The organism is Nocardia sp. NPDC052566, from assembly GCF_044547285.1.
Lineage (GTDB): Bacteria > Actinomycetota > Actinomycetes > Mycobacteriales > Mycobacteriaceae > Nocardia.
In genome coordinates this window covers 187,335-204,023 of record NZ_JBIUAF010000005.1, presented here as the reverse complement: position 1 = coordinate 204,023, position 16,689 = coordinate 187,335, and the positions used below count along the sequence as shown (strand labels likewise).

At 65.6% G+C, this 16,689-nt stretch carries 14 protein-coding genes; 9 read left to right on the top strand and 5 right to left on the bottom strand.

What is annotated here, in order from left to right; all coding sequences use genetic code 11:
- Positions 1-3 precede the first annotated feature (3 nt).
- The 5 genes from ACIG5A_RS25865 to ACIG5A_RS25845 are packed head-to-tail and all read left to right on the top strand — an operon-like array spanning position 4 to position 4,327.
- Positions 4-1,209, top strand: coding sequence for a ketosynthase chain-length factor (locus ACIG5A_RS25865; RefSeq protein WP_397244364.1), 1,206 nt, complete (start codon positions 4-6; stop codon positions 1,207-1,209).
- Positions 1,210-1,225: 16 nt separating this feature from the next.
- Complete coding sequence (locus ACIG5A_RS25860; protein ID WP_397244362.1) at positions 1,226-1,465, top strand: acyl carrier protein; 240 nt, start codon at positions 1,226-1,228, stop codon at positions 1,463-1,465.
- Positions 1,462-2,220: a cyclase family protein gene (locus tag ACIG5A_RS25855; RefSeq protein ID WP_397244360.1), complete on the top strand. Its 759-nt coding sequence runs from the start codon at positions 1,462-1,464 to the stop codon at positions 2,218-2,220. The genes ACIG5A_RS25860 and ACIG5A_RS25855 overlap by 4 nt, the downstream gene beginning before the upstream one ends.
- Before the next feature lie 14 nt (positions 2,221-2,234).
- Positions 2,235-2,693 (top strand): SRPBCC family protein, encoded by a 459-nt coding sequence (locus ACIG5A_RS25850; protein WP_397244358.1) that lies wholly within the window; start codon positions 2,235-2,237, stop codon positions 2,691-2,693.
- The gene (locus ACIG5A_RS25845) at positions 2,690-4,327 is read left to right on the top strand and encodes an FAD-dependent monooxygenase (RefSeq protein ID WP_397244356.1); all 1,638 of its coding nucleotides are present in this window, start codon (positions 2,690-2,692) and stop codon (positions 4,325-4,327) included. The genes ACIG5A_RS25850 and ACIG5A_RS25845 overlap by 4 nt, the downstream gene beginning before the upstream one ends.
- Here the strand turns inward: ACIG5A_RS25845 and ACIG5A_RS25840 are convergent.
- The 3 genes from ACIG5A_RS25840 to ACIG5A_RS25830 are packed head-to-tail and all read right to left on the bottom strand — an operon-like array spanning position 4,300 to position 7,196.
- Entirely contained in the window at positions 4,300-6,087 is a 1,788-nt protein-coding gene (locus ACIG5A_RS25840) for a BTAD domain-containing putative transcriptional regulator (RefSeq protein WP_397244354.1), read from the bottom strand. The genes ACIG5A_RS25845 and ACIG5A_RS25840 overlap by 28 nt on opposite strands.
- A 27-nt stretch (positions 6,088-6,114) precedes the next feature.
- Positions 6,115-6,744, bottom strand: coding sequence for a class I SAM-dependent methyltransferase (locus ACIG5A_RS25835; RefSeq protein WP_397244352.1), 630 nt, complete (start codon positions 6,742-6,744; stop codon positions 6,115-6,117).
- 17 nt (positions 6,745-6,761) lie between these two features.
- Complete coding sequence (locus ACIG5A_RS25830; protein ID WP_397244350.1) at positions 6,762-7,196, bottom strand: nuclear transport factor 2 family protein; 435 nt, start codon at positions 7,194-7,196, stop codon at positions 6,762-6,764.
- Between the two features lie 167 nt (positions 7,197-7,363).
- Here ACIG5A_RS25830 and ACIG5A_RS25825 point away from each other — a divergent pair, with 167 nt between their 5' ends.
- The 4 genes from ACIG5A_RS25825 (at position 7,364) to ACIG5A_RS25810 (ending at position 13,189) form a co-directional block, all read left to right on the top strand.
- Positions 7,364-8,566, top strand: coding sequence for a serine hydrolase domain-containing protein (locus tag ACIG5A_RS25825; RefSeq protein ID WP_397244348.1), 1,203 nt, complete (start codon positions 7,364-7,366; stop codon positions 8,564-8,566).
- Between the two features lie 373 nt (positions 8,567-8,939).
- Positions 8,940-9,932, top strand: coding sequence for a hypothetical protein (locus ACIG5A_RS25820; protein ID WP_397244346.1), 993 nt, complete (start codon positions 8,940-8,942; stop codon positions 9,930-9,932).
- Positions 9,925-11,385 (top strand): hypothetical protein, encoded by a 1,461-nt coding sequence (locus ACIG5A_RS25815; protein ID WP_397244344.1) that lies wholly within the window; start codon positions 9,925-9,927, stop codon positions 11,383-11,385. The genes ACIG5A_RS25820 and ACIG5A_RS25815 overlap by 8 nt, the downstream gene beginning before the upstream one ends.
- Positions 11,386-12,136: 751 nt before the next feature.
- Positions 12,137-13,189 carry an amidohydrolase family protein gene (locus ACIG5A_RS25810; protein ID WP_397244342.1) on the top strand — a complete coding sequence of 351 codons (1,053 nt, stop codon included), beginning with the start codon at positions 12,137-12,139 and terminating at the stop codon, positions 13,187-13,189.
- A 537-nt stretch (positions 13,190-13,726) separates the two neighbouring features.
- Here the strand turns inward: ACIG5A_RS25810 and ACIG5A_RS25805 are convergent.
- Together ACIG5A_RS25805 and ACIG5A_RS25800 are read right to left on the bottom strand one after the other, a co-directional pair.
- Positions 13,727-15,040 (bottom strand): M20 family metallopeptidase, encoded by a 1,314-nt coding sequence (locus ACIG5A_RS25805; RefSeq protein WP_397244340.1) that lies wholly within the window; start codon positions 15,038-15,040, stop codon positions 13,727-13,729.
- Positions 15,041-15,043: 3 nt separating this feature from the next.
- Positions 15,044-16,405 carry an aldehyde dehydrogenase family protein gene (locus tag ACIG5A_RS25800; protein ID WP_397244338.1) on the bottom strand — a complete coding sequence of 454 codons (1,362 nt, stop codon included), beginning with the start codon at positions 16,403-16,405 and terminating at the stop codon, positions 15,044-15,046.
- Positions 16,406-16,689: the final 284 nt, after the last annotated feature.

Sequence of the window (16,689 nt, the reverse complement as noted above, 5' to 3'; positions counted from 1 at the left end):
CGCGTGGTGGTCACCGGACTCGGTGTGGTCGCGCCCAATGGAATCGGCGCCGAACGGTATCTGTCCGCGATCCTGGCGGGCGCCAACGGGATTCGGCGAATCAGTCGTTTCGATCCGGCGCGGTATCCGGCCCGGCTGGCCGGGGAGGTGATCGATTTCGTTGCCGAGGACCATCTTTCGAGTCGGCTGCTGCCGCAGACCGACCATATGACCCGGCTCGCCCTCGGTGCGGCCGACTGGGCGTTCGACGACGCCGGTATCGATACCCACGATGACGACGGCCTCGGTGTCGGTGTGGTGACCGCCAGTTCGGCGGGCGGCTTCGAGTTCGGCCAGCGCGAACTGCAGAACCTCTGGAGCAAAGGCAGTTCGTATGTCAGTGCGTACCAATCCTTCGCGTGGTTCTACGCGGTCAACACCGGGCAGATTTCGATCCGGCGCGGCCTACGCGGCCCCGGCGGCGTGCTGGTCGCCGAGGACGCGGGCGGACTGGAGGCGATCGCGCAGGGCCGCCGCCTCGTCGGCCGCGGCACACCGGTCGTCGTCTGCGGTGGCGTGGACGGCATTGTCTGCCCGTGGGGTTGGGCCGGTCACCTCGCCCGTGGGCGGCTCAGTGATTCCGACGATCCCGCCCGCGCCTACTTACCGTTCGACGCGCGGGCGAACGGATACGTGCCCGGCGAGGGCGGCGCGCTGCTCGTACTCGAGGACGCCGACCATGCGGCGCGACGCGGCGCCACCCGCCGCTACGGCGAGATCGCCGGATACGGCGCGACATTCGATCCGCGCACCGAGCACGCGGACGGTCTGCGGCGCGCGATCGAATCCGCGCTCGCGAGCTCGGATTCGACCCCTTCGGATATCGATGTTGTCTTCGCCGACGCCGCGGCGACGGTGGGTCTCGACACCGCCGAAGCGCGCGCGATCGGCGAAGTCTTCGGCGCCGAGGGCGTCCCGGTGACGGCGCCCAAGACGCTGATCGGCCGCCTCGGCGCGGGTGGCGCGGCGCTCGACCTCGCCACGGCGCTGTTGTCGCTGCGGGACAACGTTATTCCGCCCACCCACCACGTGACGCCCGCCGCGGGACACGACATCGACCTGGTGGTCGGCGCCGCGCGGCGGGTACCGCTCGACGCGGCGCTGATTCTGGCTCGCGGCCATGGCGGATTCAACTCCGCGATGGTGGTGCGCCGCCCCTCTCACGTCTAGAACAGGAGCAACCGCCATGGTGCTCAACGAACTCATCGCGATACTGCGCCGCTGCGCGGGGGTCGACGAACAGGTCGTCCTCGACGACACCATCGCCGACACCGACTTCGACACGCTCGGCTACGACTCCATCGCACTGCTCGAGGTGACCTCGGATATCGAGCGAACCTACGGAATCAAACTCGCCGACGACGCCATCGCGGTCACCACCACCCCGCGCGAGGTGCTGACATTGGTTGCGGGAGAACAGAAATGAGGGACTTCGCCCGGATTCTCGCCGAAGCCGAAGTGGTCGATCTGTCCAGCGATCTCGGCAACCATGCCGAGGGACCGTTCACCACCCGCATCGAAGCACTGGAGCCCGAACCGGGCGCCGCCTTCTTCTGCGCGAACGTACTACCCAGGATCGCGGCACACGCGGTGGGCAGGTTGCGGGCGGTGGACTTTCCCGACGGCGCCTTCCTCCGCCATGAAATGGTGCACGCGTCGGTGCACGCCGGGTCGCATATCGATGCGCCGGGCCATTACGGTCCGGCCGCCGACGGCGTGCGGCGCGATATCAACGACGCGCCACTGCGTTCCTTCCTCGGCCCCGGCGTGCTGTTCGACATGGCGGCACTCGACGGCGCGGTGGTCACCCGGGCCGACGTCGAACTGCCCGGCGATACCGAGCCAGGGTCGATCGTGCTGATCCGCACCGGCGGCGACAAGGCGATCGCACCGGATGTCATCGAATATCTGCTCGACGCGGGCATCACGGTGATCGGCACCGACGGCGCCAGTTTCGACGGTCCTTTCGAGCCGATGATCGAGCGCTATCTGACCGACGGGGACCGGGGAGCGCTCTGGCCCGCGCACGTCCTCGGACGTCACCGTCCCTACTACCAAATCGAGCGGTTGGCGAACCTGGACAAGCTCCCCGCCACCGGCTTCTTCGTCATCGCGCTTCCCGTGCTCATCGCGGGGGCCACCGCCGCGTGGACCCGCGCGATCGCCGTCCTCCGACCATGATGGGAGAAACAACCATGCAAGTCATCACTCGCTCGGTCATCGTCGACGCACCGGTCGACCTCGTCTACGAGGTGTCCAACCGCATCGATCAGTGGCCGGAAATGATTCCGGAGTACCTGAAGGCGGAGATCCTGCGCCGCGAAGGCCGCAAGATCTGGTTCCGGCTGACCAACGCCGACAACGCTTCCTGGGTGTCGTGGCGGATGCTGTATCCCCCGCTGATCGCCTACGCGGAGCGATACGAGCCGTTGGCGCCGTTCACATTCAACCACCTCACCTGGGTCTATCAGCCGCTTCCCGGCTACCGCAGCCAGATGACCTGGGATATGTGCTTCGAATTGATCGAAGAGCACCGCGGCGAGGAGGCGCAGTGGCGGGAACGGATGGCCGAACACACCGCCGCCAATCAGGAGGCGATGCGCGAATACATCGAATCACTTGCGAGCCAACCTGATACGCCGGGTGTCCGATGAATGCCGTCGAGCGGGTGCCGGTACTGATCGTCGGTGGCGCGGTGAGCGGTCTGACGCTGGCCGCGTTCCTGGCCAAACACGGGGTCGGCTGCCTGCTCGTCGAACGGCGCGACCACCTCTCGCGGCATCCACGCATGAACGATATCGGGCCACGCACGATGGAGTTGTTGCGCGACTTGGGAATCCACGACCGGATTCGACTGCTCGACGAGGACAGGGAAAGTACGATCCTGCGGGTCGACACGCTCGCCGGGCGCGAACTCGATCGGCACCGGATGGGCGGGCCCGCGGAGTTCGGTGGGCTCACACCGGAGAAGCAGGTGTGGTGCGATCAGGATCAACTCGAACCGATCCTGCGCGACCGTGCCGTCGAACTGGGCGCCGAGATCCGATTCGGTACGGAGTCGATGGGTTTCGATCAGGATCCGGGGCAGGTCCGGGTCGAATTGCGCGATGGTGTGACCGGACGCCGGACCACCGTCGTCGCCGACTATCTGATCGCGTGCGACGGTTCCGGCAGCCCCATCCGTGCGGCGCTCGGGATCGGTTATGCCGGACCGGGTTTGCTGGCGCACCAGGCAGGCATTCTCTTCCGCGCGAATCTTACTGCCGCGCTGCGCGGCAGAAGTTTTGTGCTGTGCATGGTGAACGATCTCGATGCCGCCGCATCGGGTAGCGGGGTGAACGTCCTGCTCGACCGCAACCTGAATCGGTGGACGCTCAGCGTTCCACACGATCCGGAGGTCGACGAGGAGTTGTCGGCGCCGCGATGCGCCGACCTGATTCGGCGCGCGGTGGGTGTCCCCGATCTCGACGTCGACGTCCTCGGCGTGGACATCTGGCAGATGCGGGCACTGCTCGCCGACTCCTTCGGACGCGGGCGCGTTTTCCTGGTCGGCGATGCGGCCAAGACCCTGCCACCCACCGGCGGCTACGGCGGCAATTCCTGCGTCGAGGACGCCCAGAATCTGGCGTGGAAGCTGGCGGCGGTGCTGGCGGGCACGGCGGGGCCGCAACTGCTCGACAGTTACGAGCAGGAACGAAAACCGGTCGCGCAGTTGCTCATCGAGGATGCCGTCGTCCGCGCGGGCCTGCTGCTCGCCGGTGCCGCGGAGGGCGGATCCCATCAACCCGCGAACCGGCCGAGCAAGGCGAGCATCTGCCTCGGCTACCGGTACCGCACGGGTGCGCTCATCCCCGAAACGCCCGACAGCGGTGAGCAAACGGAGGATCCGCGCGCGCCGACCGGCCGGCCCGGCACTCGGGGCGCGCATGTCGTCTTGGCGCGCGGCGGCCGGGAGCTGTCCACCTTGGACCTGTTCGGCACGCACTTCGTCCTGCTCACCGGCGCCGCCGGCACATGCTGGGATGCGGTGGCGCACACCGGCTCCGGCGTTGTTGTCCACCGGATCACCTCGGCCGCCGACGGCGAGGAGGATCTGATCGATGCCGAAGGGCGATGGGCAGCGGCGTACGGGGTCACCGAATCGGGAGCCGTGCTGGTGCGGCCCGACGGCTTCATCGCATGGCGCAGCAGGTCGGCGCGGACCGGGGCCGATGACACGCTGGTGGCCGTGCTGCGGTCGATCCTGGGCAGCGGTGCGGCTCAGTCGGTGTCCAGCTCGGTCAGATAGCGAGCGACCATGGGATGCAAGACCATTGGTTTGGGCAGGACGGTGCACGGACCTCGCACGGTCACCATGCCCGAATCGATCAGGCTCAACAACCCGAACTCGGTTTGCGGCGGCGGCGTCGGTGCCAGCCGCATCACGTCCTCGACTCCGAACGGACTATCGCCGAGCGCGGCGATGCTGCGAAAGACGCTGCGCTCGACCGTATCCAGGTCGCGATAGACGGCGTCGATGCGGTAGAACAGATCGAATCCCAGGTTGGCGAGGTCCGACAGTCGCACGGCATCAACGGGATTGGCTATCCGTCTGCGGAGGCGCTCCAGCGGATACCACGGCGAGCTCGTCAGGCGATCACCGATGAATCGGATCGCCAGCGGGAGCGCGCCGACGGTTTCGATCAGCTGCTCGGCCGCGCTCTCCTCGCGCTTGATGCGATCCGATCCCACGATGGTCGCGAGCAGGTGCAGTGCCTCCGGCGTGGAAAGCGGATTCAACCGGCACTTCTCGACGCCGAACAGTCCGGTCGGCGGCCGGCGGGCGGTGATGATCGTCGCGGACCCCAGCGGCAGGTGCGCCACGATATCGTTGGTTCGATGCAGGTTGTCGAGGACGACGAGGATCCGGCGTCCCCGCGTGATCGAGCGGAACAGCGAGACCGCACCCGCCAGGGTCGACGGCAGCTCGCGATCACCGATGCCGAGCGCGCGGAGCAGGTCACCGAACGCGGCGAGGCCGGAGCGATCCGCATCGTCGAGGTCGATATGGAGCTGACCGTCCGGAAACGACTCCGCGACCAGATGGGCGATGGTCACTGCCGCCGCGCTCTTGCCCACACCGGGCATGCCGTGCACACAGACCGTCGCCGGTGCGGTACGGGACTTGCTCGTCAGGAAATCGACTGCCGCGTCGATGGTGTGCTGATGCCCTACGAAATCGGGCACCATGGGCGGCAATTGGGCCAGCTTGACGGACTCCCGCGGATCGCCGGGCACCGAGACCGGCCCCATGCCGCCGTCGAGTATCTCCAGATGCAGTCGCTGAATCGGCTGACCCGGCTCGATGCCCATCTCGCCGGCCAGCCGGGCGCGTAGCTCGCGATAGACGTTCAGCGCATCCGATCGCCTGCCCGACCGGGCCAGCGCGGCCATGAGCATGCCGTGGAATCCCTCATGGAACGGATTCTGCTCGATGTGCACCGCCAGCTCGGCGATCACCTGCTCGAACCGCCCGAGCCGCAGCTCGGCACGCAGCCGCATCTCGATCACCTGCCGATGGCGTTCCTCCAGCCATGCCACTCGGGTGTGCAGCCGCTTGCCGAGTATGACGTTGCGCAGCGGCGCACCACGCCAGCACGACATCGCCTGGCCGAGACAGTCGCTGGCTTCGGACAACTTCTCCGGACAGCCTTCGGTGACGCCTGCGCGGAGCAGATTCGCGCCGCTGTCGGCGAGACGTTCGAACTCATCGGAATCCACGTAGGCGTCGGTGAGCAGCAGCGAATAGCCGCCGTGGCGTGTCACGAGCAGATCTTCGCCGTACTCGGCCAGTACTTTTCGCAGCGCATAGATATAGGTGTGGACCGTCTTGTCCGGTTTCGCCGAGACCGGGCGGTGCCAGAGCTCGTCGACGATCCATTCGATCGGCACCGTCCGCCCGTGCTCGATCGTGAGCAGCGCCAACATGCTTCGGACCTTCGACTGTCGTGGCGTGATGTCGATATCGTCGACCTGCACCGAAAACTCGCCGAGAACTGTGACGTTCACTCGGAGCCCCTCTGTACCCGCGGCCGCTCAGTGTGCCGGAGCCGCACCGCGAGGGTGTCGCGCGGAGAACAGGCAGACGACGCCCGACCGGGCGATCCGCACCTCCGCGAAACGCGCCTCCAGTTCGCCGGCGATATCTTCGATACGGTCGGCGCTGTTGCCGAAGGAGTTTCGGCGATTGAGGCGCCCCTGCAATGCGGCCGACACCGCGTTGTGCCGATCATCGATGCCGAGGATCGTGCTGCCGAATATCCTGGCGCCCGCGCGGAGATGGGGCGTCACATTGTCGAAGACGGCGGCCTTCTCCCGGATCGAACCGGGCAGGCAGTGCAGCAACAAGTTCATGCCGACCGAATCGAACTGGGCCGCACCGAGATCCAGCGGTTCGAAGACGTCGCCGATCCGGACGACCGGCCGATAGCGTTCGATGCGCTTGGCCGCCGTTGCCAGCACGGCATCACTCAAGTCCAGCAGCGTGATCGACGGCGTCGCCGTGGGAAACCGGCACTTGTCCAGGAACCATCCGGTGCCGGGACCGAGGTCGAGATGGCGGGCGCCGACCTGAGCGTTGTAGTGCGCCAACATCGTCGACCGCGGGCAGCGCCAGACCCAGCGACATACCAACCCCAAAACCAGCCAGTCGTAGACGGCGAGCATCCGGCGATGATAGGGCTCTATCCCGGCCTGGATACGAGCCTGCGCGGGTGCGTGGCCGTCAGATCTGTCGCGTTCCACTGTGTGGCCTCCGCTCCCCGCCACCCAGACCCGTCGGCCCACGGCGATCGACCGGCATCCACGCCGAATTCCCCAGCGCTCGAACCGGATACATCGTATACGAGGCATCCGCCCCGCCGGTTCAACGCCGGACCGCTGAGTGCGCACCGGACATTCATCCAGCACAGCGCGATGCGATCGCCGCCAGAGGCCGACCTCGGTCCACATTGAACCGGGGATACGCGGCCGACACACGTCCAGCCAAAATCTTTCAGGTCGTAGTGGACATCGGCAGTGAACAACTCGCCGAGCCGATCGAGCTGCCCGCTGTCGAAGAGATGCCCATGCAACGCCAACGCCTCCCCGATCGCCCACTTGTCATCCGCCGTCAGCATTACGAACACCAGTCAGGCGGGTTGGTAGTGCTGGCACCACCCCTCACCGGGCGGTGGCCGTAGTGGCGATCCGGATGCCGGCGGGATGGAGTGCGACGGCGCGGATTCTTACCGTGGTGGTGCTGTAGCCCGCCCGATTACCCGAAGGGAATCCGTTGAGATCGAAGATGTTTGGTGCCGCCGGGCCGATACTGGCCGTCGCGGCTTTCGTTACGATCACCTGCCAACCCGACCGGCCCGCCAGCGCCGCACCGGGCGCGACGACGACATCGGAGACCGCTGCCGACAAGACCGCGCTCCAGCGCGATGCCGACGCGATTCGCGATATCGGCATCACGGGCGTGCAGGCCAGACTGGTCGCCGCCGACGGCGGTAACACGGTGGTGACCAGTGGTGTCGGCGATACCGCGAGTCAGAGTCCGGTCCCGGGGGATGGGTATTTCCGGACCGCCAGCGCTACCAAGACATTCACCGCTACCGTCCTGCTGCAACTGGTCGGTGAGGGCAAGCTCACCCTGGATGACACGGTCGAGAAGTGGTTGCCGGGCGTGGTGCGCGGTAACGGCAACGACGGCACGAAGATCACGGTGCGCCAACTACTCAACCACACCAGCGGACTGGTGTACCCGAATCCGTACCAGCTGGCCTCCCCGGAGGACTACCACCGCTATGCCCTCAATGCCCCGCCCCCGCCCGAACAGGTGGTGGCCACCGCTGTCCAGAGCCCGCCGACCTTCGCCCCCGGAACCGGCTGGCGCTACAGCAACACCGGCTACCTACTGGCGGGCATGATCATCGACAAAGTCACCGGCACACCGTGGTACGAGGAGGTCCGCAACCGGATCATCACCCCTCTCGGCCTCGAACACACCAGCTACCCCGGCAACACGGTCACGATCCCCGCCCCGCACGCCACCGGATACACGCAATGGCCCACAGGCGGATTGGTCGACACCACCAACAACCGGATCGGCCTGTTCGCCGCCGCCGCGGGCGCGCTGATCACCACCACAGCCGACCTCAACACCTTCTTCCGGGCATTGCTCGGCGGCAAACTCTTGAAGCCCGAACAACTCGCCGAAATGAAGAAGACCGTCGACACCGACGCCGAGGTCAAGTCGGTCTTCCCCGGCGCCCGCTACGGCCTGGGCCTGTTCTCGATCGAATTATCCTGCGGTGGACGGTATTGGATGCACGGCGGCGACATCCCCGGCTACAAAACCAGAGACGGCGTCACCGACGACGGCACTCGCAGCGTCGTGGTGTCCATGTCCACCCTCCTACAAGATACCGACGACCACCAGATCGCCCAGGAAAACACCGCCATGACCCTCGTCGACCACGCCCTATGCCGTACCGGAAACAAATAGCTTCCCTCCGACGCCGTATCCCGTTCCACCCGAGGCGGATCCACTGTGGCAATCGCTCGCGGCCGAAAAGACGAGCAGCACACCGGAATGCGCGGTCTCGCCATGGACGTGACTGCTACCAATCCTCCGGTGATCAGCCCTGATGAAGTGCGCGACCTCAGCGCGAGCGCCGGCACATTCATCGTTCGTAAGGGCATGCCTCCGGGGCTGGCCCGACGAGGACAAGTCGTGGAGCGGAGCGGCATAGACATTCGGTGAGTCGACTCGGGGGCCGCCCCCTGAGTGGATCAGATTGTGCATCCCGTCCAATCGGTCGCATGTGGTCGATATTCTCCGTTACGTTGTTGAGCCGCAACGGTCTTGGAGGGGTGCGATGGTAGAACAGCTCGACGTAGGCGACGCCAAGGACGGCATCGGCAGGACCGTCGACAGTATCGGCAAGGCGGCGCGGACCGCTTCATCTCAGTTCGCCGGGCAGGTCGGCAACGTCAAGGACGTTGCCAGAGTCAGGCTCGAGAAGCTGACTGCGAAAGCGCCGGACCCCTACGAAGTGGCCGTAGCGGAGTACAACGGCGTCTTCACGGCGATGGCCGACAGGGGCCTGTCTCTGTTGCGTCAGCGCGAACGTTCGACGGACCTGATCGAGCTGGTCGAGCAGTTGGTGAACAGCATCGCCAACACCCCGAAATCATTCGACACCGACTTCGACGAGATCGAGGTACATCGGAAACGGTTCCTGCGTGCGGAGGATTTCGCTCAGAAAGAGCTGGAAGCGGCGCGGTTGTCGGCTGCCGGTGCTGGCGCGGGGTTCGCGGCGGGCACCGCGGTAGCGGGCCTGGCGCCGTCGGCGGCGATGTGGGTCGCCACGACCTTCGGGACGGCTTCGACCGGCACCGCGATCTCGACCCTTTCCGGGGCGGCAGCCAGCCAGGCGGCACTGGCGTGGCTCGGTGGCGGCGCGCTGGCCGCCGGTGGCGGCGGCACTGCGGCAGGCACCACACTGCTCGCGCTGGCCGGCCCGATCGGCTGGACCATCGCGGGCGCAACCCTACTCGCGTCGATCGCTCTGTTCGCGAAGAAGAAGTTCGAGAATCGAGAGGCGAAGCACGAAGCGCTGACTGCGATAAAGCGCAACGCCGCTTTCGTCAAAGGCATGGATGCTCAGATCGACGATCTCCTTCAGCGGACGACCTTGCTCCGCGAAGGGCTGGTAAAGAGTTACGGCGAAGCGCTGGTGCACTTCCGCGCCGATTTTCACACGCTCGCCCCTGCCGAGCGGTCGACACTCGCTGCGTTGGTGAACAACACGAAGACGTGCGCGACCATGCTGAGCATGCGCATCGAACAGGATGCCGATAGTGAGTGACGCCGCCGAGTTCGTCACGAACACCCAGGAGCAGGCCCTCGCTTCCTGGGTGAGCTACCTCAACCAGCTCCGCGTAGACAACCTTCTGAACGCGCTCAGCCAGCGGGACGAGCACCTTCGGGATGCGCTCGCCAGTGTCGATGAAGCCGTCAGGAAGATCGACCTCGAGGTGGTCGCCGCCAACCGCGGCGGACAGCACGGTATGCACGGCTTCATCGCCGAGATCGCCGAGGTCGGGGTAGGCAACGCACGAAATCAGATCCTCGGCCACGAGGCCGTCTACCAGTGGGTCAACGACAACGGACCCGTCGATCTGATGCGCGGAAGTGTCGAGATCCAGCAGAAGTTCGTTGCAGCGGGTGGTCGCTTCTCGTTGGGCGCGATCGCCGAGCACCTCCAGAAGTATCCCGAGTACGTGCGCAACGGTGGGAAGTACCAGATCCCCCGTGATCACTTCGAGGTGATCCAGCGGCTACATGCCTTGTCGCCCGAGGAAGCGAGCAAGCTGCTGTCACGCAGCGGCGACGGACCTTCCCTCAAAGACTGGCAGCGGGTCCAGGTGTTCTTCCAAGGCGGATCGGTCGGGTTCGAATCGCTCGAGCCCTCGACGCTCGAGTACAACGAGGTACAGCGCGGTGTCTACACCTCGACCTTGGCAGCGGAAAAGGACTCGCTCCGCGCCACGGACCGGTCCCTGCGCGACGACGCCCACCGGCGCAGTCGACCGACGCTGCGAGAAGGAGGCACGGCCGCACTCACGGCCGCCGCGACCGCGGGCGGGACCACGTTCATACTGGCCGTGGTCGCCAAGCGCCGGGAAGGCAAGCGGCTCAATGAGTTCAGCGCGCGTGACTGGATCGACATCGCAGGCGAGACCGGCTCAGGTTTCGGCAAGGGCGGCGTCCGAGGGCTGAGCATCTACGCGCTCACGAATCTCACCGCGACCTCCGCAGCCGTCGCCAACTCGATCGTCACGACATCCTTCGGCATCGCCGAGCAAGCGAACAAGTTCCGCCGCAACGAAATCGACGAACTCGAGTTCATCGAAACCTCCGAGCTCATCACCTTGGAGGCCGCAGTACGCGCGCTGTCCGCTTTCGTTGGCCAAGCGACCATCCCCATCCCCATTCTCGGCGCCGTCATCGGCACCACGGTCGGCACTGTGATGTACAAGGCCGTCGCGTCGTCGTTGACGAAACAAGAGGCGGCGCTGATCAAGCGTTACCTCGACGAGCAGCGCACACTCGACAAGCAACTCGCCACCGAGTACCAGGCGATATTGGACAAGCTGGACCAGAGCATGTCGGACTATCTCGGACTGCTCGAACGAGCCTTCTCGCCCGACGTGCAGGTCGCGCTCGTCGGATCAGTTGAGCTAGCGATGGAACTCGGCGTGGCTTCGAACGAGATCCTGGATTCCGATGAGAAGGTCGACGCCTACTTCCTCGAATAGCGAGGCCACAGCCGACGTGGCAACCTACGGCGGCGGAGTAAGTCATCGAACGCCCCACCTTCGAGAACTTTCCGAAGCCAGCACCTGGTGGCAACGCGCCGGACACAAGCAGGCCCAACGCACCAACGAGAAGCTGCGCGATCCGGTCTCACGAAGACAGTCACGATGAGCGTGTGTCGAGACATCTCGAAGCCGGACAGGTCGCGGTCGTGAACGGTCTCGCTCGGGTCGTTGGAACTGCGGGGCCAGGCGATCGAGTCTGGTTGCGACAACGGGGATTTGGCTGCCGCAACCATCGAGCGTGACTTTCAGTCAGCATTGCAGGCGATTGCTGTCACCGATCACTGGCCGTTTGCTGTTGCCGCCGTGGTGGGCGCAGGCTCGCTGGACCGTGCTACGGCTGGTGTTCGGGCTTCTGGTTCTCACGGAAACCGAACAGCCGCATCGCATTCGAGCGACCGATACGGGTGCGGTGGCCGTGGCACGGCGTGTCCCCCTGGGCATTCGACGAGTTGGACAACCACGTATGGAAGCCGACCTGCAAGTGGGTGGCGGCCTGTCGCTGGTACGCCCCGGATACCGGTCTGCTGCTGACCGCCACTAGTTGGTCGGCCGTATTTCACCTCGAACACGTTGTGGCCGCGACACTCCGGGGATTGCGGAAACTCGTGACAGATCGACTGTCAGCTGTGCTAAACCGCTATCCATGGCCATCGGAGATCTCCGCGAGAAGCTCGGCCCGATCGGCCACGTGCTGACGGCGGTGGTGGTCGCTCTCGCGACATCCGTGACCGCGGCCGGGTCGGCCGGGGCAGCCGATTGTTTCGACCGGGCGCGCGAACCGTACACCTCGCGGGTCGACAGCCACTTCCACGCACGTCCCTTCGGTGGCGGGGCGATCGCGTTCGACGAGCTCACGCGCTATCTGCGCAAAGCAGGTATCCGCCGGGCCACCATATACGGCATCGGGCAGACGCTGCCGCTGGATTCGAGCTGTACGTACTATCTCGACTGCCCGGGCACCCCCGTGAAGTCGAGCATGCGCAACGACCTCGCCAATGTTACGAACTGGCTGCAATCCAAGCCGGACGATCCCTCGCTGACGCTGTCGATGACCTTCATGGACCTCACCAGGCCGGAGACGATCCCGGACGGAATCGCCCTGTACGACAGGGAATTTCCCGGAATGTTCCAGTGGGCGGGCGAGGTGAACGTCGTCAAACAGGCGCTGTTCCCCAACCATGGCGAGCCTGTGAATCCCGTCAATGTCGTGCTCTGGGCGCCGTTCATGAAGGTGCTGCAGGACCGTGACATTCCGATCACCCTCCACTCGGATCTCGGAGAAAACGCCGAACCGACGAGATACCTCCACCTGATGGAGGAGATCCTGAGCCTCTACCCGAACAACAAGATCGTCTGGGCGCACATGGGCCTGTCCAAGGAACTGACGACCGTGGATCCCGACGCCCATATCGGCACCGTCGAGCGGATGCTCGACCAACACCCCAACCTCACAGTGGATTTGAGTTGGCGTGTGCTCGAAGACGAGTACTTCAGCAAGCCCGGAGCGCGGGCGAAGTATGCGGCCTTCCTGGACCGCCACCCGACGCGCGCGATCCCGGGAACGGACTTCGTCGCGTCGGACAACAAAGACTACGCGGTCTACGAAGAGGAGCTCAACGTCACCAGCCGCATCAACAAGGAGCTGGGAGACGAGGCGTTCCGCGATATCGCCTTGGGGCAGAACTATTTCCGGCTGCTGGGTAGTAACGAGTCCGCTCCGCGGGTGTGCGCTCGGCAGTAGGAGCGTCGCTGCCCGCGGGATGCTCTGTGTCACAGCTGTTCTCGTGATTTGCCGGTGCGGGTTGCGGCGATCGCACTCAACCCGCTGGTCCGCTGCACCAATTCGGCACCCGAGGTACGCCATCCGAGTACGGCGCATCACCAAAGTGCGCCAGAGCCCTTCCCTCTGGCAGCCGACAGTCGTAGACCTGTGCGGTTTTCGCCAGATTTGGTCGACAAGTCAGCCAGGGCATCGGGCGGTGCTCGTCGTCAAATCCGAACCAGCCATTTCGGCATCCATGCGCACTCATGTACTCCACAACTGGTCACGCCTTCGTCATTACGACACCACCGGCACGACGGAATCGTGGTATTCGAATCGGCTGTAATCCTCGGAACTGACATCCGCTTCGGGATCGGCGGCATCGTGGTCGGCAACCCCCGCCACGACCTCGGACTGCCACCGAGGACCTCCACCCGGACCTGACAACGGATCCGATGTCGTAGCGCCGGACCACCACTGGGATGGTCCGGCGCTGCCGATCGCAGACCTGGCCGCTCAGGTCCTCCGTGCGTCCGCACGGTGCGCGGTGATCTTTCCGGTGAGGTGGTCGACCGTGACGTGGGTGTGCAGTCGTATTCCGGTGGCCAGGACCGCGTCGTCGGCGTAGAAGGCGGGGTTGTGGTTGTAGGCGAGGCCGCGTCCGCCAGGAATCGGTTGGGGGTGGCCGTCGACCAGGCGTGTGTCCTGTGCGCCGAGGAGCACGTACAGCCCGCCGTAGGCGTCGAGGAAATGGGATACGTCGTCGTAGCCGAGTGTCGGAGGGACCTCTACCAGTCGGTGCGCGACTCGGCCGAGGGTCGGCAAGGCCGCCTCGATCCACTGCGGTTGATTGTGTACCGCCGGAACTGGTTGCAGGAAGCTGGTTTCGGCGGTGCAGCCGTAGGCGGGGGCGATGTGGGCGGCGGTACGTTCGAGCAGCTGCCTGGTCTGGTGCATGGTCGGCTGAGCGAGGCTGCGGACGGTGCCCCACAGGGTGACCGTTTCGCCGATGATGTTGAACCGCCCCGCATCTTCGACGTGGCCGATGGAGACGGTGACCGGTGCGAACGCGTCGATCTGCCGATAGAGCTGACCGGTCGCGGAGATGATGTCCGCCGCCGCGGGCATCGGATCGATGCCTTGCCATGGGGTGGAGCCGTGGACCTGTTTACCGGACACCACGATCTTGACCATGCACGAGGCACCGAACTGATTGCCCGCGCGGTATCCCACGTAACTGAGGGGATACGGCGACACGTGATGGCCGTAGACCATGGTCGGGGCCGGATCGGTGAGCGCGTTCTCGGCGAGCATCTGCGCCGCACCGCCGGTCTCGCCGACCGGCGGCCCCTCCTCGGCCGGCTGGAAAACGAACAACACCGTACCCGAAAGCTGTTCCCGTACTTGGGCAAGAACACTCGCGGCACCCAACAGCATGGCGGTGTGGCAGTCGTGTCCGCAGGCGTGTGCCACGGGGAATGGTCCGCCGGGATAGTTGGTGTCGACGACGGTGGAGGCGAAGGGAACCTCGGCGGTTTCCCGGACCGGCAGCGCGTCGATATCGGCGCGCAGGGCCATCACCCGCTCGCCCGGTAGGCCGCCGCGCAGCACACCGACCACGCCATGACCGGCGATGCCGGACCGAATCTCGTCCAGCCCCAGCGTGTTCAGTTGTTCGGCGATGAACGCCGCGGTGTTCTTCTCCCGGTTCGGCAGTTCCGGGTGCTGATGCAGGTGGTGTCGCCAGGCGATGGCCTGCGGTTCGATCTTTTCGGTGAGCCGGTCCAGGTCTCGATAGAGGGACTCGGGCATTTCTCGGGACAAGGTCATGGTCTAGTCGGTCGCGATGAAGACGTTTTTGGTTTCGGTGAACGCCAGCGCGGCATCCGGACCGAGTTCGCGGCCGAGGCCGGATTGTTTGAATCCCCCGAACGGAGCCCAATACCGGGTCTGGTGGCGCGAATTCACCGATATGGTGCCGGTCTCGACGGCGCGCGATACCCGCAGTGCCCGGCCGACGTCGCTGGTCCATACCGTGCCGGACAGGCCGTATTCGGTGTCGTTGGCGATGCGGATGGCGTCGGCTTCGTCGTCGAACGGCAGCACTGCGGCGACGGGCCCGAAGATCTCCTCGGTGACCACCCGGTCGGTGGGTCCGGACGGAAGTACAACCGTTGGCGGGTACCAGAATCCGGGTCCGTCGGGGCTGTCGCCGGTGCAGGCGACCTTGGTGGACGGTTCGAGGAATCCGGCTACTCGGGCGCGGTGCGCGGCCGAGATCAGCGGGCCCATCTCGGTAGCTTCATCGGTCGGATCGCCGACCCGGAATCCCTGCACGGCTGGCTCCAGCAGTTCCAGAAAGCGATCGAAGATGCTGCGCTGCACCAGGATTCGCGATCGTGCGCAGCAGTCCTGGCCCGAGTTCACGAAAATGCCGTACGGTGCGACGGCGGCTGCCCGTGCCACATCCGCGTCCTCGAAGACGATATTGGCGCTCTTACCGCCCAATTCGAGGGTTACGCGCTTCACCTGTTCGGCGCAGCCCGCCATGATCTGCTTGCCGACCGCGGTAGAGCCGGTGAAGACGACCTTGCGCACCAAGGGGTGGGTGACGAACCGTTGCCCCACCACCGGGCCGGTACCGGGCAGGACCTGGAAAACACCCTCGGGCAGGCCCGCCTCCACCGCGAGTTCGCCCAAGCGAATCGACGTGAGCGGAGTCAGCTCAGCCGGTTTGAGCACGACCGTGTTGCCCGCGGCGAGTGCGGGCGCGAACGCCCACACCGCGATCGGCATCGGGAAGTTCCACGCCGTGATCACCCCGACCACGCCGAGCGGTTCGTGAAAGGTGATGTCGATGCCACCGTCGACCGGAATCTGTTGGCCTAGTAGACGTTCAGGCATGCCTGCGGCGAACTGCAGCACGTCGGGGACATGCGCGGCCTCCAAACGTGCGATCCCGATCGGGTGGCCTGCGTTGGCGACCTCCAGCTCGGCGAGATGCTCCCGCTCGGCGTCGACCGCCTCGGCGAAACGACGCAGCAGACGAGCCCGGTCGCCCGGCGCGACCGCGCGCCAGTCCGCCCACGCCCGGTGCGCACGCTCGATCACCGCGTCGGTGGTGGCCAAATCGGCCATCTCGACCGTCGTGATCACCTGTTCGGTCGCCGGGTTGATCACCGGGGCGGATGTCATGTGGTCATTTCCTTTCGGCAGTGCTGTGCCGCCTCGGTCGAGGCGCGGTTGACGATCTTGGTAAATCCATCACTGGCAGAACCGAGTTGAGCCGCGCTCCTGTCCGTCGAATAGACCCTCGACGGTGGCGGCGTAGGGCTGCTGGAACGCCTCAACGGCGGGGTCCAACTCACGCTGCTTGCTCCGGGTGACGGCGCGGGCCGCACGGAGCATATCGATGGATGCGCCACCACCTCACCGCGTGGATCAGGCGGTGGCTCGTCATCCTTCGAACAGGCAACGGC